Origin of the sequence: Rickettsia monacensis (assembly GCF_000499665.2) — a bacterium.
Classification (GTDB): domain Bacteria; phylum Pseudomonadota; class Alphaproteobacteria; order Rickettsiales; family Rickettsiaceae; genus Rickettsia; species Rickettsia tamurae.
The window spans coordinates 490,558-515,642 of record NZ_LN794217.1 but is presented as its reverse complement, the minus strand read 5'-3'; the positions used below and the strand labels follow the sequence as shown (position 1 = coordinate 515,642).

Genomic DNA, 25,085 nt, shown 5'->3' with positions numbered 1-25,085 from the left:
GGGGTTTATTTCAGAAAAAATGTTTACAAAACTTTATAAGCAAGGTTTAATAAAAATTACCGGAATAAGAAAGGATATGAAAAACTATTTATTACCTCTTTTGGATAAAATCCTTTTAAGGAAGAGATTCATTATCGAAACCATTTTTGGCTACATAAAAGAGAATTTTAATTGTACAAGTTACGACTTAATCTGACAGAGTTGAGTAATCAGGCAGCTTGATGGGCAATCATCAAATTGTCTGATATTCTCTCTATATTACCAATATTTTTATCTATATTACCAATATTACCAATATTTTTATCTTTAGCAATATAAAGTGAATCTGTAAAAGATTGCATTGGTGTTTTACCAAAGCAATGTTTACCGGAATGAGGTCTTGCATTATTGTAACTCACAAGCCAGTTATCTATATCTGTTTGCAATTCATCAAGTGAATTATAAAATTTTTTGCGGAATAGAATGTGATAGCACTCTTCCTGCATAGTTTTATGGAAACGCTCACAGATACCGTTGGTTTGAGGACTATATGCTTTAGTTTTGGAATGATCGATATTCTCAATGCCAAGATATAGTTGGTAAGCATGGTTTTCTGGTTTTCCACAATATTCCGTACCTCTATCAGTTAATATTCTAAGCAGAGGGATATCATGGTTTGCAAAGAATGGAATAACCTTATCATTTAAGTGGTCTGCAGCTGTAATAGCCGTCTTTTCGGTATAGAGTTTACAAATAGCTACTCCTCAATAGGTATCGACAAAAGTTTGCTGATAAATACGGCCTATGCCTTTAATATTACCAACATAGTAAGTATCTTGTGAACCAAGGTAGCCAGGGTGCATAGTTTCTATTTCACCACTAGCTTCACGTTGGTTTTTAACTTTTTCAAGAACAGCAAGTTGATTATCACTTAAAACAATACCATCATTTGCTACTTTAGTCTCTAGAGCTTTTAGACGTTTTTTGAAACTTTCTAAATCATGACGTAACCACACAGATCTAACTCCGCCACCAGAAATGATTATCCCACTCTTGCGTAATTCATTAGCAGCACGTTCCTGACCAAATGCTGGAAATTCAACAGCTATATTAACTACAGCATCCTCTATATTTGCGGGCACACGATTCTTAATGCAAGCTTTACGTCTAGTCATCTCATATAGAGCTTCCCCCCTCCCCACCTTGATCATGGAGCTCTTTGTAACGATAAAATGTATCCCTGCTATAACCCATTACTTTGCAAGCTTGTGATACATTCCCTAATTGTTCAGCGAGTTTTAATAAACCGATTCTTGGCTTTATGATTTTTTCTTGATATGTTGTCATCTGACAGTCTCCTTTTTAGTAGGTTGTTAAAACTTGCCAGGTACTATCTTATCTTTTTTCTTCGTACCCAACAATCCTTAACTGTCAGATCAATTCTTTACTTTTACAAATAATAACATACAACAACTATAAATCCTTACCACCTTCCGCATTTTTTCTAGCTGACGGTGAGAGCATAATGCTTAGCTCTTTTAGAGCTTTATCCTCTACATAGCTTGGGGCGTTCATTAGTAAATCTTCAGCCTGTTGGTTTAAAGGAAACGCAATTATTTCCCTTATATTTGTTGCTTCCGCAAGCAGCATAACGATTCGGTCAATACCGGGGGCTATTCCACCATGTGGTGGAGCTCCAAACTTAAACGCTCTAATCATCCCTCCAAATCTCTTATCAACTTCCTCTTCACTATAACCTGCTATAGAAAATGCTTTATACATAATTTCCGGCTTATGATTTCTAATAGCACCGCTGGAAAGTTCAATACCGTTACAAACAATATCATATTGGTATGCGGTAAGTTCTAATAACTCTTCAGTGGTCTTAGCTTGCTCTAAAGCATCTATTCCGCCCTGCGGCATAGAAAACGGATTATGGCTAAAATCAATTTTTCCTGTTTCTTTATTTAGCTCATAGAATGGAAAATCGGTAATCCAGCAGAATTTAAAACAATCTTTTTCAAGTAAATCAAGCTCTTCACCAAGTCTTATTCTAACCTTACCGACAAGTTTAGCAGCTTTCTCTTTCTTATCGCTAGCGAAAAATACAGCATCACCGTTACTAATGCTAGCTGTAGCTTTTAGACTCTCTAATTGCTGCGGGCTTAAGAATTTTGCTACCGGTCCTTTTGCTTCACCGGTTTCACTAAACTGAATATAGCCGAGTCCACCTGCTCCTTCTGATATCGCAAACTCTATCATTTTATCGAAGAAACTACGAGGTAATGAAGCAGCTTTAGGGGCAGGAATTGCACGAACTATGCTACCTTTTTTAATATTCTCTCTAAAGATTGTAAAATCGGAATCTCTAAATATCTCAGTTACATCGGCAATTATAATAGGATTACGCAAATCAGGCTTATCAGAGCCGTATTTTAGCATAGATTCATTATATGGAATACGAACGAAAGGAGTCTCTGATACTTTCTTATCTGTAAATTTAGTAAATAAATCATACATCACAGGCTCAATAGTACTAAATATGTCTTCCTGTGTAACAAACGACATTTCTACATCTAGCTGATAAAACTCGCCGGGTGATCTATCGGCTCTTGCATCTTCATCCCGAAAACAAGGAGCAATTTGGAAATAACGATCAAAGCCTGAAACCATTAATAACTGCTTGAATTGCTGAGGTGCTTGCGGTAATGCATAGAACTTACCCGGATGCATTCTACTCGGCACTAAGAAATCCCTAGCACCTTCAGGAGAGCTAGCAGTTAAAATCGGTGTCTGAAATTCGGTAAATCCTCTTGCCGTCATCAAATGACGAATATGAGAAATAATTTGTGAGCGGAGTATTATATTATTATGTAATTTCTCACGTCTAAGATCTAAAAAGCGATGTTTAAGCCTCAACTCTTCGGGAGCGTCTTTTTCGTTATTAATAACAAAAGGTAGAGTGTCCGCAGCTGATTCAATAATAAATTCCACAGCTAGCACTTCAACATGACCTGTCGGAAGCGTATTATTAATCGTGTCCTCTGATCTTGCTACAACTGTACCCCTTACCGTAATTACCGACTCATAACGCAAACGACTTGCATCCTCCATAAGCTGAGGGTTTTGATCGGTAAACACGATTTGAGTTATACCGTAATGATCACGTAAATCTATAAAAACTAGATTCCCATGATCTCTTCTTCTATGTACCCAACCGGATAACTTAACTTCTTTTTCTACATCGGATATTTGTAATTCGTTACAATTATGAGTTCTGTATTTATGCATTTTTATTTTTTTATTATACGATTTTCCCTATATTATATAAATAAAATCGCAAATTTTCGCAAATAAAAACTAAAAATTTATCTTGCCAAAGTTTTATCTTGATATTGCAGCAGCTTTTGGCTTTGATGGGAGTTGCTGATAATTTTGTTGTTGAGGTTTTACTTGATTTAACTCACCTTTAATCCATTCATATATTGCTTTCTTAGGATTTTTAATTATCTCTGCAATATTTTCTACTAGATTTATTATTCCTTTAACTAACGATAATACATCTTTTGCTATTTCACCTATAGAATTATTACATGCTTGTAGTTTTTCTTGGTCTTTATTGGACAAATTACTACGTATGTTATTCATTCTTGATTTAAGCTCATCTTGTTCTAGCTCTTCTTTTGTAAAATGTGACTTAAGTTTTCTATCAACAATTTTTTGTTCTTCCGAGGTTAAATTTTTATATTGATCAACAAACTTATTAACTTTTTCTTGTTCTTCCGGTAGTTTTGAAATATTTTCAGCAATATTTGGCATTTGTTTCTCTTATAAAGTTAAAACATTATATATATTTTTTAACTTTATACAAGAAAAACTTTAATAGAAATTAACCTTTGAACGCAACCTTAATACCTAGAAAGTCTAAAAAATTTCGTAATTCTTGACGTGCAAGTACGTGTGAGCTATTAAATGCTCTATCATATTTTGCAGTTTTTAGATCAAGTAATGTTAGACCTTGCAAAAATAATTCCCTATATATTACACGTTCGCTAAATCCTTCTACGAGTTTAAAGTTAATTCTTTTAGTAAGTTTAGCTAATACATTTCCTACGCGTCTTTTATTTAATGCATCAAGATTACTTAAACGATTACGAAGTATTACCCAATCTATACTAATTCTATCACGACTAGCACGCTCCATTTTCTGCTCCCAAATCATTTGACTATATATTGATGGGCTAATAATTTCATCCTTGCTATCGACTTTTGCTATTACGTCTAAATCTAGAAAGCTATCATTAATCGGTGTAATAATTGTATCGGCGTAAGAATGAGCAACTCTTGATAAAGGAGTATGACTGCCTGGGGTATCAATCACTATATAATCGGCATCCTGATTATTTTTGAGTACCTGCTCAAAACTCTTTGCTTGCTCTTCTACTTCGCTTTCCGATATATGAAAATGTTTCGGTACTAATACAGTTTTATCAGGATTTTGTTTATTATATAAATCTCGATTTTTTAAATAATTCGTTAACGAACTTTGACGTGAATCGGTATCTATACTTACTACCGAATAATTTTGATAAAGCAGAGCGATTATTAGATGCATAGAACAGGTAGTTTTACCTGCTCCGCCTTTTTCATTACCTATAACAAATATATAAGGTTTATTTATTGTGTTCATAATTATATTCAGAATAAACAAATAGTAGGTATACTACGAGTAATATGTAATATACGAAGATCAACTTCAAAAAGAGTAATCGGTTCACAAGACGAGGAAGGAGCGTATACTTAATACGTACTGCAGTACTTGTAAAACGACTTAGCCAATTTTTGAAGTTCATCGAGTATATTTTTTGATAAATTTTTCAAGTAATCTAACACCATACCCAACTGCCCCTTTCGGACCAAGTGCTGAAGCTTCATTACTATTTGCAACGCCTGCTATATCTAAATGAGCCCAATCTACTCCATCTTTAATGAAACGTTTAATAAAATGTGCAGCCGTGCAGCTTCCGGCAACTCCCGGTACGTTCCCGATATTTGCCATATCGGCTATGTCGGAGTTAATCATTGCATCGTACTCATCATGAAGCGGCATTCTCCAAAGTTTTTCATTAACTTCTTCCCCTACTTTTATTAACTTATCAGCTAACTCATCATTATTGGAAAAACAACCGGCATATGTATTACCAAGTGCTACGGTTATTGCTCCTGTTAAAGTTGCAATGTCAATCACGCATTTAGGCTTAAATTTTTCTTGTGCATACCAAACAGCATCAGCAAGTACTAAACGCCCTTCTGCATCGGTATTTAAAACTTCGGCAGTTTGCCCTGACATAGTAGTTACTACATCCCCTGGACGCTGTGCATTACCGGACGGCATATTTTCGACAAGCCCTACAACACCGACTATATTTACAGGTAATTTTTGACCGGCAACCGCAATCATGGCACCCACAACTGCTGCAGAACCTCCCATATCGTATCTCATTAAATGCATATTACTTGACGGTTTTAATGAAATACCGCCTGTATCAAAAATCACTCCTTTACCAACCAAAGCAATAGTCGGAGCATCTTTACTGCCACCTTTATATTCCATAACTACTAACTTTGACTCGTTTTGTGAACCTTGCCCCACACCAAGCAATGCTCCCATACCAAGATTTTTCATCTCACGTTCACCGATAACATCAACATCTACTCCTAGCGGTTCAAGTATATCAACTATTCTTTCGGCATAGACTTGCGGAGTTTTAATATTTGACGGTTCATTACTTATATCCCTTGTAAAAAATACTGCCTCAGCAATTAATTTTTTGACTTCAAATAATTTTGCCGCTTCAGTGCTATTATCGGTAAAAATTTCAATTGACTCTACTACGAACTTCTCTGCTTCTTTTAAGGTAGTTCTATATTTATTAAATCTGTAAGAAGCAAGAAACGCACCACTAGCAACTAAAGATGCAAATGTTTGAGATGTAAACCTGCTAATTCTATTTGTAAGTTTTAAGCCGATAGTAGAAATTTTACAACCGGTTGCATGCTGTAAAATTTTGCCGCCTAACTCTTCAATTTTTGCTTCAGTTAATTTTTCTTCATTCCCAAGACTTGTTATTATCAAATATCTAACCTCGCCTGATTTAATGACAGACGGAATAACCTTGATCTGTCCATATTTACCGGTAAATTGCAGTTTATTCTGAATAGTTTTAGAAATTAATCCGTGATGTTGTTGATCAAGTCCTATTAAATTACTATCAAGCTTTAACCGCTCATCAATAAAAACTACTAGACCTTGATTAGTAGATGATTCTTCATTCACAAAGTTTATGTTAAGCATACTTATTCCTTATATTACTTTTGACTTTGGATAATTCTATTTATCTTGATAAAACTTTGCAAGTATTATAATTGATTTAAAACAAAATCTCATTAAATAGCATTTGACAAATGTTAACGTTTTTTATATTTTGTTGACGAATTAGTTAAATTTAAGTAATAATATGCCAGTACATGACATCACTTCTCATTTAATTAAGCAGAAGTATACAATGATTAAAACAGCATGTGAGTTAAACCAAGATATGGGTGAGATTTATAGTCTTACGCCTCATCCAATACGATATACTTGCCTTAACTATTTAAAGTTATTATCTCTACCTATATCGCTAGCATTTTATGTAACAAAGCTTTGTTTTATGGCTAATCCAGTATGGACATGGATCGAGTTTAATATTTTGTGTAAGAAGATGGATCAAGCAATAGCCAAAAAAATATTACACGGCTTACCTGACGAAATAGAAACAGATCAAAATATACCTAAAATTGTCGAGTATGTATTAAAAAAATATGAAAAAAATCCTACATTAACCCCTCTTACTGAACCTACATTTACACAAAAATTTTTAGCAAAGATCGGTAAATATATTCCTGCTTTTTCTAAAATAGTAAAGTTTTGGAATGAAGGAGGAATTAACTATTCTGATGAAATACAAACAAAACGAGAATTAATTGACGTTATTTATAAACAAATTGTTTCTAAAGCTTATGAAGTAGGTAAAAAAGGAGGGAAACTTGAAATAACGGATGTGAAAGCACTTTTCCCAGAGATAAATTTTGAAGAAAAAATCAATGCTGAATCAGAAAATCTTGAAATAGAGAAAGTAGAAGTAAGTAATGAAGAGCCTTTAATTTGTAAATTATCTATTGATCAAAAACACGAAGAAGCTACGATTACTACTAATGCAAATAATGGTATTAACCCATTAGTAAACTTACTCATGTTAAAAGCTTTATATGATGGACTTCATCAAGAAGCACTAAAAACTTATGTTGAACATTGTTTAGCAGAAATTCAGATATCTAAAAATCAAGAAATACTTAAAAACTTCCAATATGAAGATTCTTTAGCAAGATTACAATTATACGGTAATTATAATTATGATAACAATGATACGTATATCTCTGAACAACCAGTATCTTATTTAGGTCAAAACTACGAGCATTTAACAGCACCGATCGCTTGTTATTAAAGCGTCATTCCTGCAAGCGGGAAGTAAGAAAAAGCCTATAAAAAACTTGGTTTTTATAGGCTTTTTTTGTCAATAATGCATAGTAAGGTTATTTTTTGGATTCCTGCTTTCGCAGGAATGACATCGGTATCCACACAACAATACCTTACAAAGATCAAGTTCTATCTAACCCCGATTATAGATAAGAAATACATGGTTTATTAGGTTTAAGTTGGTAAGCAATAAGAGCAGAGAATAGAGAAGTAAAGAAATTAATAGGTGATCGATGTATGAAAGGAGTAATATTAAAATGTACAAGTTACGACTTAATCTGACAGAGTTGAGTAATCAGGCAGCTTGATGGGCAATCATCAAATTGTCTGATATTCTCTCTATATTACCAATATTTTTATCTATATTACCAATATTACCAATATTTTTATCTTTAGCAATATAAAGTGAATCTGTAAAAGATTGCATTGGTGTTTTACCAAAGCAATGTTTACCGGAATGAGGTCTTGCATTATTGTAACTCACAAGCCAGTTATCTATATCTGTTTGCAATTCATCAAGTGAATTATAAAATTTTTTGCGGAATAGAATGTGATAGCACTCTTCCTGCATAGTTTTATGGAAACGCTCACAGATACCGTTGGTTTGAGGACTATATGCTTTAGTTTTGGAATGATCGATATTCTCAATGCCAAGATATAGTTGGTAAGCATGGTTTTCTGGTTTTCCACAATATTCCGTACCTCTATCAGTTAATATTCTAAGCAGAGGGATATCATGGTTTGCAAAGAATGGAATAACCTTATCATTTAAGTGGTCTGCAGCTGTAATAGCCGTCTTTTCGGTATAGAGTTTACAAATAGCTACTCCTCAATAGGTATCGACAAAAGTTTGCTGATAAATACGGCCTATGCCTTTAATATTACCAACATAGTAAGTATCTTGTGAACCAAGGTAGCCAGGGTGCATAGTTTCTATTTCACCACTAGCTTCACGTTGGTTTTTAACTTTTTCAAGAACAGCAAGTTGATTATCACTTAAAACAATACCATCATTTGCTACTTTAGTCTCTAGAGCTTTTAGACGTTTTTTGAAACTTTCTAAATCATGACGTAACCACACAGATCTAACTCCGCCACCAGAAATGATTATCCCACTCTTGCGTAATTCATTAGCAGCACGTTCCTGACCAAATGCTGGAAATTCAACAGCTATATTAACTACAGCATCCTCTATATTTGCGGGCACACGATTCTTAATGCAAGCTTTACGTCTAGTCATCTCATATAGAGCTTCCCCCCTCCCCACCTTGATCATGGAGCTCTTTGTAACGATAAAATGTATCCCTGCTATAACCCATTACTTTGCAAGCTTGTGATACATTCCCTAATTGTTCAGCGAGTTTTAATAAACCGATTCTTGGCTTTATGATTTTTTCTTGATATGTTGTCATCTGACAGTCTCCTTTTTAGTAGGTTGTTAAAACTTGCCAGGTACTATCTTATCTTTTTTCTTCGTACCCAACAATCCTTAACTGTCAGATCAATTCTTTACTTTTACAATTAAACCTTGCTTATAAAGTTTTGTAAACATTTTTTCTGAAATAAACTCCTTATCATCATAACACTTACCTTTTAGACCTTTTTTGATAACCATTGCTTCAAATGCAATTCTGTCATCAACATTACCTTTGGTAATTTTAACAGCAATAATTTCTCCCTTATCATTGATTATCATATGAAGCTTGAATCCAAAAAACCAATCGACAGAACTACGTCCCATTTTTGCAAGATTATTAAAAGTTCTGTTAGAATTAATTCTGATATTTTTACATACTGCAAAATGTGTGGAATCTGCATAATAAATTCCCGTTCTTTTCCCACTTAAGTAATGTAACATCACAATCAATGGCAGAAATAATGAAGGAATAAGCTGAACAAATCTCTCATAACAAGGTGGATTCCTGAACAAATTACCATTAATAATAAAGTTTTGGTAATAAGCTTTTAAATGTTTATATGCACTAAAATGGTAAAAATCATTATTGAGAGTTCTTCACTTAAGGAAAGCTTACCTTCTCTAAATCTTTGCTTATTACTTTTCAGCAATTGATGTTTTACCCATTTCTCATAAATTTTACAAAATTTATCTACTATACAAAATATTGTAGTATATTTACACATGTTATTAAACCTTTATTTTACTCCTTCAGTGCCCTATTTATATAAGGTTTAATAACTCTTGCAACCTTCCTTCCTCTCTATTCCTTATCCATAATCGGGGTTAGATAAGTTATTTATGCATTCTCTTCGTCAAGCTTTACAGCTGCTTTACGCATTTTATCCATAAAGTAACCGGTTCCGGCAGGTACTAATCGTCCAACTATCACGTTTTCTTTTAATCCTCGTAACTTATCTACTTTACCGGCAATAGCTGCTTCAGTTAAAACTCTAGTAGTCTCTTGGAATGATGCCGCAGAGATAAACGATCTAGTTTGCAGAGAAGCTTTAGTAATACCTTGTAATATTAATTGTGCTTCAGCAGGTTTTAAACCGTTTTTAATAGCTTTTTCATTTATCTCATCGAATTCATGTCTATCTATTTTTTCACCTGCTAATAACGTAGTTCCGCCTGAATCCGTAACCTCTACTTTTTGTAACATCTGACGGATAATAACTTCTATGTGCTTATCATCAATCTTTACACCTTGTAGACGATAAACGGCTTGAACCTCCTTAACAATATAATTTGCAAGAACCTCTACGCCCATTACTTTTAAAATATCTTGAAGTACTGGATTACCGTCAATCAATAAATCGCCTTTTTTAACAAAGTCACCTTCGTTAACTACAACATGCTTGCCTTTTGGTACCATATACTCAATAGACATTGTTTCATCAATCGGATGTATAATAATACGTCTCTTAGATTTATAGTCTTTACCGAATTCTACTCTACCGTCAACCTCGGCAATAACTGCGTGATCTTTAGGACGTCTTGCTTCTACAAGCTCGGCAACTCTCGGTAAACCACCGGTAATATCTTTAGTAGTGGTTGATTCTTTCGGTATACGTGCAATGATATCACCTACCGATATTTGTACTCCGTCTTCTACGCTTAAAACTGCTCCAACCGGCAAGTAATATCTAGCTTCTAAACCGTTTGATAAGGTTATAACTTCACCTTTAGCATCTAAAAGCTGTATACGCGGACGTAATTCTGCACCGCGTGAATATTGCTTTGATTCAATAATAACTTTACTCGGTATTCCGGTAGCTTCGTCAGTTACGTCACGAATAGAAATACCCTCAACCATATCTTTGAATAAAACTTTACCTGACTTCTCTGTGATAATCGGTATAGTATAAGGATCCCACTCCGCTAGTTTTTGCGTTTTAATAACCATATCACCGTCATCAACAAGTAATCTAGCACCGTATGAAATTTTATGACGAGCCTTTTCATTACCGTTATTATCAAGCAATAATAATTCACAATTTCGGCTCATAACAATTTTGCGTTCTTCGGAATTAATAACAACGTTACGGCTTATAATTTTCACTTTTGCGTCATAGGAAGCTTCTACGGAAGAAACCTCAGCACCTTTTGTTGCCGCTCCTCCGATATGGAAAGTTCTCATTGTAAGCTGCGTACCCGGTTCACCGATAGACTGAGCAGCAATAACCCCGATTGCTTCACCCTCCGATACTAATGTACCGGTAGCAAGGTCCCTACCGTAACATATGCTACATATACCGGTAGTACTTTCACAGGTTAATACGGATTTTATCATAATTCTGTCGAGTCCAGCCGACTCAATCTGCTCTAACTTTACTTCATTAATAAGCTCGCCTTTATTGAGAATTAGATCATTAGTTACCGGATGAAATATATCGATAGCAGCAGTACGACCTAAAATCTTTTCAGCTAAAGGTACTATAACTTCCCCGCCTTCAATAACACTCTTAACTTCAATTCCTTTATCAGTTCCACAATCTTTTTCAGTAATAATACAATCTTGTGCAACATCTACTAATTTTCTTGTTAAGTAACCTGAGCTTGCCGTTTTTAAAGCCGTATCTATTTGCCCTTTACGCATTCCGTTAGCAGAATTAAAACACTCAAATTCAGTTAATCCTTCCTTAAAGTTAGAGATAATAGGAGTTTGTATAATTTGACCGTTTGATTTGGTCATTAAACCTCGCATACCGCCTAGCTGCTTAATTTGCTGGAAAGAACCTCTTGCTCCGGAAATAGCCATCATATATATAGCATTTATTTTCTGATGATTTGGATCATCATTAATCGGCGGCGTAGCAATATCTTTCATCATGTCGTTTGCTACTCTATCGGTACATCTTGACCACGCATCAACTACTTTGTTATATTTCTCTCCGTAAGTAATTAAACCGTTTGAATATTGTTGTTCAAATTCTTTTATTTCAAGCTGAGTTTCATTGATATGAGTACTCTTAGATTCCGGTACTACCATATCGTCCATTCCAAAAGAAATACCTGAAGAACAAGCATATTTAAAACCTAGTTTCATTAGCTGATCGGCAAAAATTACCGTAGCTTTTTGACCACAGTGACGATAAACTAAATCTATAACTAATGATATGTCTTTTTTAGTTAGTTGTTTATTAATAAACTTGAATTCTATATTAGGATTAGAAGGCAATAACTCACCGACCATTAACCTACCGTAAGTAGTATCAATGATAACATGGACCATTTTACCTTCGGCATTTAACTGATTTCTGCGATATTTTATCTTTGTATGAATAGTTATAAATTTATTATATAAAGCATGTTCCATCTCAGCTAAATCTGAGAACATCATCCCTTCGCCTACTTCATTATCAAATGCAAGGGTTAGATAATATAAACCAAGCACTATATCTTTATCCGGTACAATAATAGGACGACCGTTTGCAGGGCTTAAGATATTATTTGTAGACATCATAAATACCCTAGCTTCAAGCTGTGCTTCAATCGATAATGGGATATGTACCGCCATCTGATCACCGTCAAAATCTGCATTGAACGCAGCACAAACAAGCGGATGAAGCTGGATCGCTTTACCTTCAATTAATAGCGGTTCAAATGCTTGAATACCAAGCCTATGTAACGTCGGAGCCCTATTAAGTAAAACCGGATGCTCTCTAATTACCTCTTCAAGCACGTCCCAAACTTCAGGTTTTTCAGCTTCCACCATTCTTTTAGCAGCTTTAATAGTTGTAGCGATGCCGTACAACTCAAGCTTAGAATAAATAAACGGCTTAAATAACTCCAGAGCCATTTTTTTAGGTAAACCGCACTGGTGAAGTTTAAGCTCAGGTCCTACCACGATAACCGAACGTCCTGAATAGTCAACCCTCTTACCGAGCAAGTTCTGACGGAAACGCCCCTGCTTACCTTTAAGCATATCACTTAATGACTTAAATGGACGCTTATTAGCATTTTTCGCTGCTCTACCGCGACGACCGTTATCAAATAACGCATCCACCGCTTCTTGTAACATTCTTTTTTCGTTTCTGACTATTATATCAGGAGCTTTTGACTTTATTAATTTCTTTAAACGATTATTTCTATTAATTACTCTTCTATAAAGTTCATTTAAGTCTGAAGTAGCAAATCTTCCGCCGTCAAGCATAACAAGCGGTCTAATTTCAGGAGGAATAACCGGCAAAACATCCATAATCATCCATTCCGGCTTGTTTTCCGACTCTAAAAAATCCTCTACTAATTTTAAACGCTTTACTAATTTTTTCTTTTTGATTTCTGAGAAAGTGGTTTGTAATTCCTCGTATAATTCTTGCTTTAACTTTGAAAAATCAAGCTCTTTAAGCATTTGTTGTATTACTTCTGCACCTATAGAGGCAGTAAATGCATCTTCACCGTACTTATCTTTTGCTTTCTGTAATTCTTCCTCTGTTAAGAGTTCGCCTTTTTGTAAAATCGATAACCCTGGATCAACTACTATATAATTTTCAAAATAAAGAATCTTCTCTACATCTCGCATTGTCATATCAAGAAGCGTACTAATTCTTGAAGGCAATGACTTTAAAAACCAAATATGAGCAACGGGAGCCGCAAGCTCTATATGTCCCATTCTTTCACGTCTTACTCTAGAAACCGTAACTTCAACGCCGCATTTCTCACATGTAATACCACGGTTTTTCATCCGCTTATATTTACCGCAGAGACATTCGTAATCTTTTACCGGACCAAAAATTCTTGCACAAAATAAACCGTCTTTCTCAGGTTTAAAAGTTCGATAGTTAATTGTTTCAGGCTTTGTTACTTCACCGAAAGACCACGAACGTACTTGATCGGGACTTGCTATATTAATCCTTATCTGATCAAATTGTTGAGTATTACTTAATTGTCCGTAAAAATTTACTACGCTCATAAATACTTTTCCTTAAAAATTACTCATATACTTCTTTATTAAAGTTCTTATTGCATGGCTCATATTTTTCGTCATTGCCATACTCCTCTTAGTCGCAGCGTTGTTGCATGGATTGTTTAATGTCATTCCCACGAAAGCAAGAATTCAGTAAAACCTATAAAAAACTTGTTTTTACAGGCTTATTTTTTAAATAAATAACTTCTATACCAATATTTGAAGTTATTTTTCTGGATCCCCGCTTTCGCGGGGATGACATCGAATAGGTTTTTTGATCCATGCAACAAAGCTAATACTATGCAAGACAATATAACTCGAGCAAATGAAGAGTAGGTATACGAAGGTCAATTTCAAAAAGAGCAAGGAGTCTGCAAGGCTAGGAGCGGAGCGTATACTTAATACGTTGCTACCTGCGAACTTGCTAGACGACGTAGCCAATTTTTGAAATTGACCGAGTATACACTTAACTCTAAGTTACTTCAAGCTTTACGTTAAGACATAAAGATCTAAATTCTTTTATCATAACATTAAATGATTCAGGAATGCCTGATTCAAAATTATTTTCACCGCGTACTATAGAATCATAAGTTTTGATCCTACCGTTTACGTCATCCGACTTAACCGTTAACATTTCCTGTAACGTATAAGCTGCACCGTAAGCTTGTAATGCCCAACATTCCATTTCCCCGAAACGCTGTCCACCGAAATGAGACTTACCTCCAAGCGGTTGCTGCGTTACTAAGCTATAAGGTCCTATAGAACGGGAGTGAATTTTATTATCGACTAAATGATGCAATTTCAGCAAATATTTCTGTCCGACGGTTACTAGACGGTCAAAATATTCACCGGTTCTACCGTCAATTAATTTCACTTGTCCTGAAGGATCTTGACCGGCAAGTTTTAGCATATCTTTAACGTCCTGAACTTTTGCTCCGTCAAATACAGGAGTTGCAAAATGTACGCCTTTACTTACTTTATTACAGAAAGAGATAATCTCTTCTTCCGATCTTTCAAGTATATAATTAATATTCTCTCCGTATAGCTCAAGTAAGAATTTCTTAATCTGCTCAATACCTATATGCTTATTTTTATATTCCTTGACTAATTCGGATATTTTTTTTGCTAAATTTATTGATGCCCACCCAAGATGCGTTTCTAAAATCTGTCCTATATTCATACGTGACGGAAGACCTAGAGGGTTAAGAACGATATCTATTACAGTTCCATTTTCTAAAAATGGCATATCTTCTTCAGGTACGATACGTGAAATAACACCTTTATTTCCGTGTCTTCCTGCCATCTTATCCCCGGGCTGTAATTTATGCTTAGTTGCAATAAATACTTTTACTACTTTTAAAGCTCCCTGAGGTAAATCATCACCGCTTTGCAATTTCTCTACTTTAGTAGCGAGTCTTTTATCGAGGGCATCTTTTTTCTCATCATAATGAGTCTTTATCTGCTCTATTTCATTCATTACATTTGCATCTTCCACGGTAAGCTGCCAAAATTGCCCTTTAGATAAACCTTTTAGCATTTCACTAGTAATTGTTTGTCCTGCTTTTACTTGCTTAGGACCATTAATAATCACCTGCCCTACTAAAAGCTTTTCAAGCCAACTAAACACAAAATGCTCAATAATTTCTAATTCGTCGTCTCTGTCTTTTGCTAATTTTTCAATTTGTTGTTTTTCAATAGCAATAGCTCGCTGGTCTTTTTCTACACCTCTACGAGAAAATACCCTTACTTCTACTACAGTTCCGCTAACTCCGGAAGGTACATACAGCGATGAATCTTTTACGTCAAAAGCTTTTTCCCCAAAAATAGCACGTAGTAGCTTCTCTTCAGGAGTAATAGGCGATTCACTTTTCGGTGTTACTTTTCCGACTAAAATATCACCGGCTTTTACTTCTGCACCTACATAAATTATTCCGACCTCATCAAGATGACGTAATGCTTCTTCACTTACATTCGGTATATCACGGGTAATTTCTTCAGGACCAAGGCGTGTATCTCTAGCTATTACTTCAAACTCTTCAATATGAATTGATGTAAATACATCCTCTTTTACTATACGTTCGGATATTAAAATTGAATCTTCAAAATTATAACCGTTCCAAGGTAAGAAAGCCACAAGCACGTTTCTACCTAAAGCAATTTCACCGTTATCCGTACTAGGACCGTCAGCTATAATATCGTTTTTCTTAACGTAATGACCGACCTTAACTAAAGGCTTTTGATTTATACAAGTATTATGATTGGATTTTTGGAATTTTAATAAATTATAAATATCAACCGAAGGAGAACCGTCAACTTTTTGTTCTAGAGTTCTAATCACGATTCTATTTGAATCTACCTGCTCAACAATACCGTCATGTAATGCAAGCACTGACGCTCCGGAATCTTTAGCTACTACCCCTTCAACTCCGGTACCTACAAAAGGTGCATCCGTTTTAATTAAAGGAACGGCTTGTCTTTGCATGTTTGAACCCATCAAAGCACGGTTAGCATCATCGTTTTCTAAGAAAGGTATAAGAGAAGCCGCAACCGATACTACCTGCATAGGAGTCACATCAATGAAATCTACCTCATGCGGTTCTACCATTACAAAATTACCGCCTTCAACTCGGCAATTAATAAACTCTCCTTGCAGCTTTCCGTCTTTATCAACTTTAGAATTTGCTTGTCCGATTTTGTATTTACCTTCTTCAATAGCAGAAAGATATACCACTTCATCGGTTACATGCCCATTTTTAACTCTTCTATACGGACTCTCTATAAAACCGTGTTTATTTATTCTAGCATAAGTAGCCATAGAGTTAATTAACCCGATATTCTGACCTTCAGGTGTTTCAATAGGACAAATACGACCGTAATGAGTTGGATGTACGTCACGCACCTCAAAACCTGCTCGATCTCGACTAAGACCTCCAGGTCCGAGTGCCGACAGCCTTCTTTTATGAGTTATTTCCGATAATGGATTTGTTTGATCCATAAATTGGGATAATTGGGAGGTACTAAAAAATTCTTTTACTACTGAAACTAAAATTTTAGAATTTACTAAATCATGAGGCATTACGGTATCAACATCACCTGCCGACATCCTTTCAATTACAGATTTTTCCATTCGGACTAAACCTATTCTAAATTGATTTTCTATCAATTCACCTACCGATCTAACCCTTCTATTACCTAAATGATCAATATCGTCTATGATACCTTTACCGTCTTTAAGCTCTACTAAAACTCTTACGATATTTTTAATATCATCAATTGTTAAAACCGTAACTTCTTCAGAAATATTCAGCTCTAACCTAGAATTCATTTTTATTCGCCCGACTTCTGAAAGATCATATCTTTCCGCATCAAAGAATAAATTATAAAACAGGCTTTCAGCCGCTTCGATATTAGCAGGTTCGCCCGGTCTTAAAACTCTGAAAATGTCACATAATGCTGCCTCGCGATCCTGATTTTTATCAGCAAATAAGGTGTTCCTTATATATGGACCGGATTGAGGATTGATTACTAATACGTTAACATTTTTAATTTTAAGATCATTAATAACATTTAACATATCAGCAGTAATCATTTCACCGATTTTTGCTAATACTTCATCGCTTGCAGGATCTCTTAAATCTTCGGATAGATATTTGCCGATTAAAGTTTCATGAGCTACTAAAATATTATTAAGCCCTTCCCCAAAATATTTTTTAGCCAAACGTGGGGTAATTTTTTGTCCTGCTTTCAGTAGAACATTTCCGGTATCTGCATCTACTAAATCACTTGTTAAACGATGAGTAGTAATATGCTGAGGTATAAATTTAACCGCCCAACCTTTATTTTTAACAAGCTTATAAGTTACTGAATTATAATAAAATTTTATAATTTCTTCAGTACTCATACCTATAGCTCTAAGCAAAGTAGTAGCATAAAGCTTTCTTTTTCTATCAATCCTGAAATAAATAACATCCTTAGCGTCAAATTCTAAATCAAGCCAAGACCCTCTATATGGAATAACACGAGCAGAATATAAAAGCTTGCCGGAAGAGTGAACTTTTCCTTCATCATGATAAAAGAACACGCCAGGTGAGCGATGCATTTGTGATACAACTACTCTTTCCGTACCGTTGATAATAAAAGTACCGTTTTTAGTCATTAATGGGATATCACCCATATATACTTCTTGCTCTTTAATCCCTTTAATTTCTCTAGCACCGGTATCCTCATCTATATCCCAAATACTTAATCTTAAAGTAACTTTAAGAGGAGCAGCATAACTTAAACTTCTTTGACTACACTCTTCTACATCATATTTTGGAGTATCGAATTCATATTTTACAAATTCTAAATTAGCAATATTGGAGGAATCTGAAATAGGAAAAATTGAGTTTAATATAGATTGTAAACCTTTGTTTTTTCTTTCAGAATCTTTAATATTTAACTGTAGAAAGTTTTTTTCATATGAATTTTTTTGAATTTCAATCAAATTCGGTATATCTGCTACTAAATTTATGTGACCGAAATTTTTTCTTATTCTTCTATTATGTGACAAGGGTTGTGCTTCTATATTATCCCTTAATGAAACCATATAATCTCCTGACTGATAAAATTACTGCCCGTATTGAAGTGATTGTTCTATGCATTTTATAATAAAATAATCATAATTATAGCTCTTTGTAGCTATAAATTATAAGATTTCTTTGAAAGAGAAACAACTATACTCCCAAAAATCTTATTAATTTTCACTAAAAATCAATTATAAATGTTCACAGAACCTAGAAAATTTCAATAATTTAAATTTCTAGACGTATGGTACGTTAACAAAATTATTTTAATTAATAAGATTTTTAATGTAATAGCTTTATCCTATTTCAAAAAAATAACTTAAATTAGCTTTAAAATAATTTTTAAACAAAAAAGCCTTATTCAAATTTAATTACTAAAATAAGGCTTTTTAGATTTTAAGAATTAAATTTAAAGCTATAAAATATTTCATCTGTAATGCAAAAAACATTAGGTCCTGTAAAGAAAAATTAATCTATATTTAGTTGTTTTTTATTAAAAATTATAAGATTTTTTTGGAATAGAAATAACTGTTCCAGCAAGAATCTTATTAATTTTTACTTAAAAATATCTAAAAATACGAATAATTTTTCTTTACAGGACCTAGTGCAGAAATAATTATTTTAATTCAACTTTTGCTCCAGCAGCTTCTAACTTACCTTTGATTTCTTCAGCTTCTGCTTTTTTCACATTGCTTTTAATCGGCTTTGGAGCTTCATCAACTAATTTCTTAGCTTCAATTAAACCAAGACCCGTGATATCTTTCACAACTTTAATTACTTCAACTTTCTTGTCACCGGCAGCTGTTAAAACTACTTCAAACTCAGTTTTTTCAGCAACTGCTTCAGCCGCAGGAGCTGCAGTGCCAGCAGCTGCTACAGCTACAGGTGCTGCTGCAGATACACCCCATTTTTCTTCTAGCATTTTCACAAGCTCAGCTGCTTGCATTAATGTTAATGATGATAATTGTTCTTCAATTTTAGCTAAATCTGCCATAATTTTTTCCTTTTTACTTTTTTTTTTATATTGAGAGATTACTGCATCAGATATTTTAAAGTTAATTAAATTCTTTTTTGCTACAAATTATAAGATTTTTTTAAAATAAGAACAATTATTTCGACAAAAATCTTATTAATTTTCACTATAAAAGCTCTTTAATTATCAATTAAAATATCTGATGCAGTAACCTTTAAGTTAATTTTTACTAGCATGTGCTTGTATTACTCTCGCCATACTCGAAGACGGAGCTTGTAAAACACCTACAAACTTAGTAGCCGGTGCTTGTAATAACCCAACAATTTTACCTCTAAGCTCATTAAGTGAAGATAGCTTAGAAAGTTCTTTTATTGAATTTTCATCTAACACGTGATTATCGACTATTCCACCAATAATCTTAAGATTATCATTAGCCTTAGCAAAATTAACTACTAATTTTGCCATCTCAACCGGTTCTTTAGAATAAACAATAGCAGTAGGACCCGCAAATAAATTAGCAATACTATCGAGCGCTGTTTGATTTGCAGCTATTTTTGCTAAAGTATTTTTAACTACTTTAAAACCTGCTTCTTTAGATTTAAGTGATTCTCTAAGCGAACTCACTTGACTAACGGTTAACCCGTGATAATGAGTAATAATTACAGAGGACGATTCTTTATAAATATTTACAATATCCTCTACTGCTACCGGTTTTTCTGATCTTAACACCTTTTAATTCTCCTTTTATAATACTTATAATTACAGTTTAATATATTTAAACTGATACAAATGCTTAAAAAAAATTTTTTTATTATTACTATACTACCTAAACGGCTAAAAAATTATGCTATACTAGTTAAATCTATTTGTACCGATGCTCCCATAGTAGAAGATAAATACATTGCTTTTAAATAACTTCCTTTTAATCCGGCAGGTTTTGCTTTAATTACTGCCTCAATAAACGCATTTAAATTTTTTAATAAATCTTGGTCTGAGAAAGATAATTTTCCAAGCCCTGCATGAATTATACCTGCTTTCTCTGCTCTATATTCTACCTGACCGCTTTTAGCATTTTTAATAGCATTTTTAATATCTAAAGTTACGGTACCAAGTTTAGGGTTAGGCATTAAACCTTTTGGTCCTAAAATTCTTGCAACTGAACCTATAGCTGCCATCATATCGGGAGTAGCTATACATACATCGAAATTAATTTTCCCTGATTTAATTTCATCAATGATATTTGTTGAACCTACTAAATCTGCTCCAGCACTTTTAGCTTCTTCTTCTCTTTCTTCTTTACAAATAACGGCAACGCTTACAGTTTTGCCTGTACCGGCAGGTAAATTAACTACACCGCGTACCATTTGATCGGAATGCCTAGGATCAATTCCAAGCTTCATAACTATTTCTAAGGTTGGGTCAAATTTAACATATGATGCTGATTTTAATCGTTCAACTGCATTTGTTAAATTATATAAAGTATCTGATTTTACTTTTTCTCTAGCTTCTCTTATTTTTTTACCGCCGCTAATTTTTACGGCAACATCTTGCTTATTTGACATAATAATTAATTCCCTACCACTTCAAGTCCCATAGATGCAGCACTACCACAAATAATTTTTGTTGCTGCTTCAATATTTTTTGTATTTAAATCAGGTATTTTTAACTTTGCAATTTCACGACAATCATCCATAGTAACTTTACCTACTACGGCTTCTTTCTTAGTAGCACTAGAACCTTTAGTAATTTTAGCATACTTCTTTAAAAAGTAAGAAGCAGGAGGAGTTTTTATTTTAAAAGAAAAACTACTATCTTCATAAACAGTAATTACAGTCGGCAAAGGCACTCCTTTTTCCATACCTTGCGTAGCATCATTAAAATCTTTACAAAATGCTGCAATATTAACTTTTCTTTGTCCTAAGGCCGGTCCTATAGGAGGAGCAGGGGTGGCTCCGGCAACCGGAATTATCAAGTTAATATAACCTTTTATTGCTTTCTGAGACATTTATAAATATCCTTATTTTTCTCTTAAATTAATATTACTTTGTAACATTGCATGGATCGTTTTTCCCATCATTGCGAGGAAAAGCTGTAAGTTTTGACAAAGCAAGGAAGAAAAAAATTCTGTAAATCAGAATTTTTTTATTATTTCTTCTAGATTGCCACGCAGCCTACGTCTGCTTGCAATGACGACTCATTATCCCGCAACAATGACATCCTGAACATTCGTACAATACAGCTTAAGTAATTTATAAACCGTATTTAGTCCAACTTTTAATCATTTTTCTTTACTTGATTAAAATTTAGTTCTATTGGAGTTGCTTTACCAAATATTGAAACTGAAACTTTTAACCTATTTTTTTCTTGATCTATTTCTTCTACTGTACCCATGAAAGTTTCAAAAGGACCATCTGTCACAGCTACTATTTCACCAACTTCATACAATTTAGAATTCTTTGCTTCTTTAGCTTCTGCTTCCAAATTATTAAAAATATTTTGTATTTCACTTTCTGTAAGAGCTTTTGGCTTGGTTTTGCTTCCTAAAAAGCCGGTTACTCCAGATATATTTTTCACTAAATGCCAAGATTTATCAGTCATATTCATCTTTATCAAGATATAACTCGGCATTAGTTTTTTTTCTACCTTGACATTTTTACCACGTTTAACTTCAGAAACTCCAAAAACAGGTATTAATATATCTTCAAAAAAATCTGTCATTTTCTGTTTAGCGATTTTTCTAAGCATATCTTCTTTAATGCGTTTCTCTGCTCCTGATGCCGTATGTACCACATACCACTGCTTTACATTTTTTTCAGAAGAAGGCAATATATTATCTATACTCTGTTCTATCACAAATTTATTCCTTATACTACTATTTGCCAATATTAAGCAAAAGCTGCATTATGTTATGTATACTATAATCAAGTACCAAACAAATTAGGCTAAAAATAAAAACTGCTACTACCACTACTAATGTTGAAGCAACAAGCTCTTTTCTAGTTGGCCAAACTACCTTATAAGTTTCTTGTTTAACTTGTTCAAAAAACTTATAAATTTTATATTCTTTAAACATATTTTTGTTAGGTAATTTATTAGACTTCTTATAGAATTCTACTTCTAGATAGAGGCAATTGAGACGATGATCCAGCACTGGAATTCTCACGTACTAGTATGTACGCTGCGATTTGAGGTGAAGTATATCTTTCAAATTTCTCTCTATAAGCGAATTTTGTAAAAATTCTATATTTTATAGCAAAAAAGCTCTAAATCTATAATGGCAGGAGCGACAGGCATCGAACCCGCAACCTCCGGTTTTGGAGACCGGCGCTCTACCAATTGAGCTACACTCCTATCATATTTTTAATAAAAAATCAATAAATTTATTTAAAATATTTGTTATTATTAAAAAATTACTATAATAATCGGTACTTCTAATTTATAAGCTGTCACAGTAAAACAACATCTACTTTTGCAAGACATGACATTAATTATATCTAATTAGATCCATCAATTATTTTTTAGCTTTAATAATATCAGCTACCTGACTCGGCACTTGATCATAATGAGAAAATATCATACTAAACTGAGCTCTACCTTGAGATAAAGACCTAAGCGTATTAACATACCCAAACATTTCCGCTAAAGGAACATTCGCAGTAACTACTTGAGCATTCCCTCTTGGATCCATGCTTTGAATTTGCCCTCTACGACTATTTAAATCGCCTATAATATCACCCATATATTCATCAGGAGTGATAACTTCAACTTTCATAATCGGCTCAAGTAATTTAGGATTACCTTTCGGCATTCCTTCTCTAAAGGCTGCCTTTGCAGCAATTTCAAACGCAAGTACACTAGAATCTACATCATGAAACGCACCGTCAACTAAAGTCGCTTTAAAATCAATCATAGGATAACCGGCAATAACACCGGTTTCTCTAATATTATTTAAACCTTTTTCAACACCTGGTATATATTCTTTAGGCACGGCACCGCCGACGATTTTACTTTCAAAGACAAAAGTTTTATTTTTATCTTCATCTTTTAGATCTTTTACCTCTTTTAGAGGCTCAAAAATAATTTTTACACGAGCAAATTGTCCTGCACCGCCGGATTGTTTCTTATGGGTATAATCAATTTCGCAAGCTTTTGTTATAGTTTCACGATATGCTACTTGAGGAGCTCCGATATTTGCTTCAACCTTAAACTCTCTTCTCATACGATCAATGATAATTTCTAAATGGAGTTCTCCCATTCCTTTTATCACTGTTTGTCCTGTTTCATGATCAGTTGAAACTCTAAATGATGGATCTTCTGCTGCTAAACGAGAAAGTGCTAAGCCCATTTTTTCTTGATCGGCTGTTGATTTAGGTTCTACCGCAAGCTCAATTACCGGCTCCGGAAATTCCATTCTTTCTAAGATTACTTGCTTATCAATATCGGATAATGTATCACCGGTGGTAGTATCTTTAAGACCTGCTAAAGCTACTATATCACCTGCTGATGCTTCTTTTACGTCTTCACGATTATTAGCATGCATTAATAGCATTCTACCGATTTTTTCTCTTTTATTCTTTACGGTATTAATAACAGTTGTTCCTGAAGTAATTTTACCTGAATATATTCTAATAAAAGTTAATGAACCAACAAACGGATCATTCATAATTTTAAATGCTAAAGCTGCAAAAGGCTCAGTTACCGAAATAGGGTAATCTTTTTCTTCACCGGTACTTACTTCCATACCTTTTACTATACCTATATCAATAGGCGAAGGTAGGAAATCTACTACGGCATCAAGTAAAGGCTGTACTCCCTTATTTTTAAAAGCACTACCGCATAAAACCGGATAAAATGCTGCTGAAATAGTACCTTTTCTGATTAATCTTTTAATCTCTTCTTCTGTTACTTCTTCACCTGATAAATATTTTTCCATAACATGGTCATCTAACTCAACAACCATATCAAGTAATTTAGCACGATATTCTTCAGCTTTATCTTTCATATCGGCAGGTATATCTTCTTCAAAATACTCAGCTCCAAGTGATTCATCTTTCCAAATCACTGCTTTCATTTTAACAAGATCAATTATACCTTTAAAATTTTCTTCAATCCCTACAGGCGACTGAATAACAAGCGGTTTTGCTCCTAAACGATCTTTGATCATTTCAACGCATCTATAAAAATCTGCTCCCATTCTGTCCATTTTATTGACAAAACACATTCTAGGAACATTATATTTATCTGCTTGCCTCCAAACCGTTTCTGACTGCGGTTCAACACCTGCTACACCGTCAAATACTGCAACCGCACCGTCAAGAACACGAAGCGAACGCTCTACTTCGATAGTAAAGTCAACGTGCCCAGGAGTATCAATAATATTAATTATTTTATCTTGCCATCTACAAGTAGTAGCAGCTGAGGTAATGGTTATACCGCGTTCTTGCTCTTGTTCCATCCAGTCCATGGTAGCACCGCCCTCATGAACTTCACCTATTTTATGCGATTTACCAGTATAATATAAAATACGTTCGGTAGTTGTGGTTTTACCGGCATCAATGTGAGCACATATACCGATATTACGAATATGCTCAAGTTTATTTATTTTACTCATTATACCCTAC

General features: G+C 34.1%; 16 protein-coding genes, 1 tRNA gene and 2 pseudogenes. 2 read left to right on the top strand and 17 right to left on the bottom strand.

Translation table 11 applies throughout. The annotated features are described in order from the left end of the window. Positions 1-19 precede the first annotated feature (19 nt). Positions 20-196: a transposase gene (locus RMONA_RS08015; RefSeq protein WP_242402797.1), complete on the top strand. Its 177-nt coding sequence runs from the start codon at positions 20-22 to the stop codon at positions 194-196. A 13-nt stretch (positions 197-209) separates the two neighbouring features. On the opposite strand, the pseudogene RMONA_RS02615 reads toward RMONA_RS08015, so the two are convergent. The 5 genes and pseudogenes from RMONA_RS02615 to RMONA_RS02595 form a co-directional block, all read right to left on the bottom strand. Further along, a pseudogene (locus tag RMONA_RS02615) lies at positions 210-1,326 on the bottom strand (IS481 family transposase). A 126-nt stretch (positions 1,327-1,452) separates the two neighbouring features. Next, entirely contained in the window at positions 1,453-3,270 is a 1,818-nt protein-coding gene (gene aspS, locus RMONA_RS02610; protein ID WP_023507518.1) for an aspartate--tRNA ligase, read from the bottom strand. A gap of 93 nt (positions 3,271-3,363) precedes the next feature. Continuing rightward, complete coding sequence (locus RMONA_RS02605; protein WP_023507517.1) at positions 3,364-3,798, bottom strand: hypothetical protein; 435 nt, start codon at positions 3,796-3,798, stop codon at positions 3,364-3,366. A gap of 70 nt (positions 3,799-3,868) precedes the next feature. Next, positions 3,869-4,669: a division plane positioning ATPase MipZ gene (locus tag RMONA_RS02600; protein ID WP_023507516.1), complete on the bottom strand. Its 801-nt coding sequence runs from the start codon at positions 4,667-4,669 to the stop codon at positions 3,869-3,871. A gap of 159 nt (positions 4,670-4,828) precedes the next feature. Continuing rightward, positions 4,829-6,334 carry a leucyl aminopeptidase gene (locus RMONA_RS02595; RefSeq protein ID WP_023507515.1) on the bottom strand — a complete coding sequence of 502 codons (1,506 nt, stop codon included), beginning with the start codon at positions 6,332-6,334 and terminating at the stop codon, positions 4,829-4,831. Positions 6,335-6,497: 163 nt separating this feature from the next. On the opposite strand from RMONA_RS02595, the gene RMONA_RS02590 reads away from it, so the two are divergent. Continuing rightward, positions 6,498-7,526, top strand: coding sequence for a hypothetical protein (locus RMONA_RS02590; RefSeq protein WP_023507514.1), 1,029 nt, complete (start codon positions 6,498-6,500; stop codon positions 7,524-7,526). Between the two features lie 327 nt (positions 7,527-7,853). Here RMONA_RS02590 and RMONA_RS02585 read toward each other — a convergent pair. The 12 genes and pseudogenes from RMONA_RS02585 to fusA all read right to left on the bottom strand — a co-directional run bounded on the left by RMONA_RS02585 (position 7,854) and on the right by fusA (position 25,075). After that, positions 7,854-8,970: pseudogene (locus RMONA_RS02585) on the bottom strand (IS481 family transposase). A gap of 89 nt (positions 8,971-9,059) precedes the next feature. After that, positions 9,060-9,416 carry a transposase gene (locus RMONA_RS02580; protein ID WP_052701310.1) on the bottom strand — a complete coding sequence of 119 codons (357 nt, stop codon included), beginning with the start codon at positions 9,414-9,416 and terminating at the stop codon, positions 9,060-9,062. Between the two features lie 397 nt (positions 9,417-9,813). After that, positions 9,814-13,932, bottom strand: a complete 4,119-nt coding sequence (gene rpoC / locus RMONA_RS02575; protein WP_023507513.1) for a DNA-directed RNA polymerase subunit beta' — start codon at positions 13,930-13,932, stop codon at positions 9,814-9,816. A 466-nt stretch (positions 13,933-14,398) separates the two neighbouring features. Further along, positions 14,399-18,514 (bottom strand): DNA-directed RNA polymerase subunit beta, encoded by a 4,116-nt coding sequence (gene rpoB / locus RMONA_RS02570; protein ID WP_023507512.1) that lies wholly within the window; start codon positions 18,512-18,514, stop codon positions 14,399-14,401. Positions 18,515-19,107: 593 nt separating this feature from the next. Beyond that, positions 19,108-19,485 carry a 50S ribosomal protein L7/L12 gene (gene rplL / locus RMONA_RS02565; protein WP_023507511.1) on the bottom strand — a complete coding sequence of 126 codons (378 nt, stop codon included), beginning with the start codon at positions 19,483-19,485 and terminating at the stop codon, positions 19,108-19,110. 198 nt (positions 19,486-19,683) lie between these two features. Then, complete coding sequence (rplJ, locus tag RMONA_RS02560) at positions 19,684-20,193, bottom strand: 50S ribosomal protein L10 (RefSeq protein WP_023507510.1); 510 nt, start codon at positions 20,191-20,193, stop codon at positions 19,684-19,686. Positions 20,194-20,306: 113 nt separating this feature from the next. Further along, on the bottom strand, positions 20,307-21,026 hold the full coding sequence (gene rplA / locus RMONA_RS02555) for a 50S ribosomal protein L1 (protein WP_023507509.1): 720 nt from the start codon (positions 21,024-21,026) through the stop codon (positions 20,307-20,309). Positions 21,027-21,031: 5 nt separating this feature from the next. After that, the gene (gene rplK, locus RMONA_RS02550; protein WP_023507508.1) at positions 21,032-21,469 is read right to left on the bottom strand and encodes a 50S ribosomal protein L11; all 438 of its coding nucleotides are present in this window, start codon (positions 21,467-21,469) and stop codon (positions 21,032-21,034) included. Positions 21,470-21,738: 269 nt separating this feature from the next. Then, positions 21,739-22,317 (bottom strand): transcription termination/antitermination protein NusG, encoded by a 579-nt coding sequence (nusG, locus tag RMONA_RS02545; RefSeq protein ID WP_023507507.1) that lies wholly within the window; start codon positions 22,315-22,317, stop codon positions 21,739-21,741. A 19-nt stretch (positions 22,318-22,336) separates the two neighbouring features. Further along, on the bottom strand, positions 22,337-22,537 hold the full coding sequence (gene secE / locus RMONA_RS02540; RefSeq protein ID WP_004996644.1) for a preprotein translocase subunit SecE: 201 nt from the start codon (positions 22,535-22,537) through the stop codon (positions 22,337-22,339). 202 nt (positions 22,538-22,739) lie between these two features. Continuing rightward, positions 22,740-22,815 (bottom strand) — tRNA-Trp (locus tag RMONA_RS02535). Positions 22,816-22,975: 160 nt separating this feature from the next. Then, the gene (gene fusA / locus RMONA_RS02530) at positions 22,976-25,075 is read right to left on the bottom strand and encodes an elongation factor G (RefSeq protein ID WP_023507506.1); all 2,100 of its coding nucleotides are present in this window, start codon (positions 25,073-25,075) and stop codon (positions 22,976-22,978) included. Positions 25,076-25,085 lie beyond the last annotated feature (10 nt).

Coding starts and splice junctions, on each gene's coding strand:
- RMONA_RS02580 (WP_052701310.1), bottom strand. CDS start 9,416: ATGTTACATTACTTAAGTGGGAAAAGAACGGGAATTTATTATGCAGAT.
- fusA (WP_023507506.1), bottom strand. CDS start 25,075: ATGAGTAAAATAAATAAACTTGAGCATATTCGTAATATCGGTATATGT.
- secE (WP_004996644.1), bottom strand. CDS start 22,537: ATGTTTAAAGAATATAAAATTTATAAGTTTTTTGAACAAGTTAAACAA.
- RMONA_RS02600 (WP_023507516.1), bottom strand. CDS start 4,669: ATGAACACAATAAATAAACCTTATATATTTGTTATAGGTAATGAAAAA.
- rpoC (WP_023507513.1), bottom strand. CDS start 13,932: ATGAGCGTAGTAAATTTTTACGGACAATTAAGTAATACTCAACAATTT.
- rpoB (WP_023507512.1), bottom strand. CDS start 18,514: ATGGTTTCATTAAGGGATAATATAGAAGCACAACCCTTGTCACATAAT.
- rplA (WP_023507509.1), bottom strand. CDS start 21,026: ATGTCAAATAAGCAAGATGTTGCCGTAAAAATTAGCGGCGGTAAAAAA.
- RMONA_RS02590 (WP_023507514.1), top strand. CDS start 6,498: ATGCCAGTACATGACATCACTTCTCATTTAATTAAGCAGAAGTATACA.
- RMONA_RS08015 (WP_242402797.1), top strand. CDS start 20: ATGTTTACAAAACTTTATAAGCAAGGTTTAATAAAAATTACCGGAATA.
- RMONA_RS02595 (WP_023507515.1), bottom strand. CDS start 6,334: ATGCTTAACATAAACTTTGTGAATGAAGAATCATCTACTAATCAAGGT.
- rplL (WP_023507511.1), bottom strand. CDS start 19,485: ATGGCAGATTTAGCTAAAATTGAAGAACAATTATCATCATTAACATTA.
- RMONA_RS02605 (WP_023507517.1), bottom strand. CDS start 3,798: ATGCCAAATATTGCTGAAAATATTTCAAAACTACCGGAAGAACAAGAA.
- aspS (WP_023507518.1), bottom strand. CDS start 3,270: ATGCATAAATACAGAACTCATAATTGTAACGAATTACAAATATCCGAT.
- rplK (WP_023507508.1), bottom strand. CDS start 21,469: ATGTCTCAGAAAGCAATAAAAGGTTATATTAACTTGATAATTCCGGTT.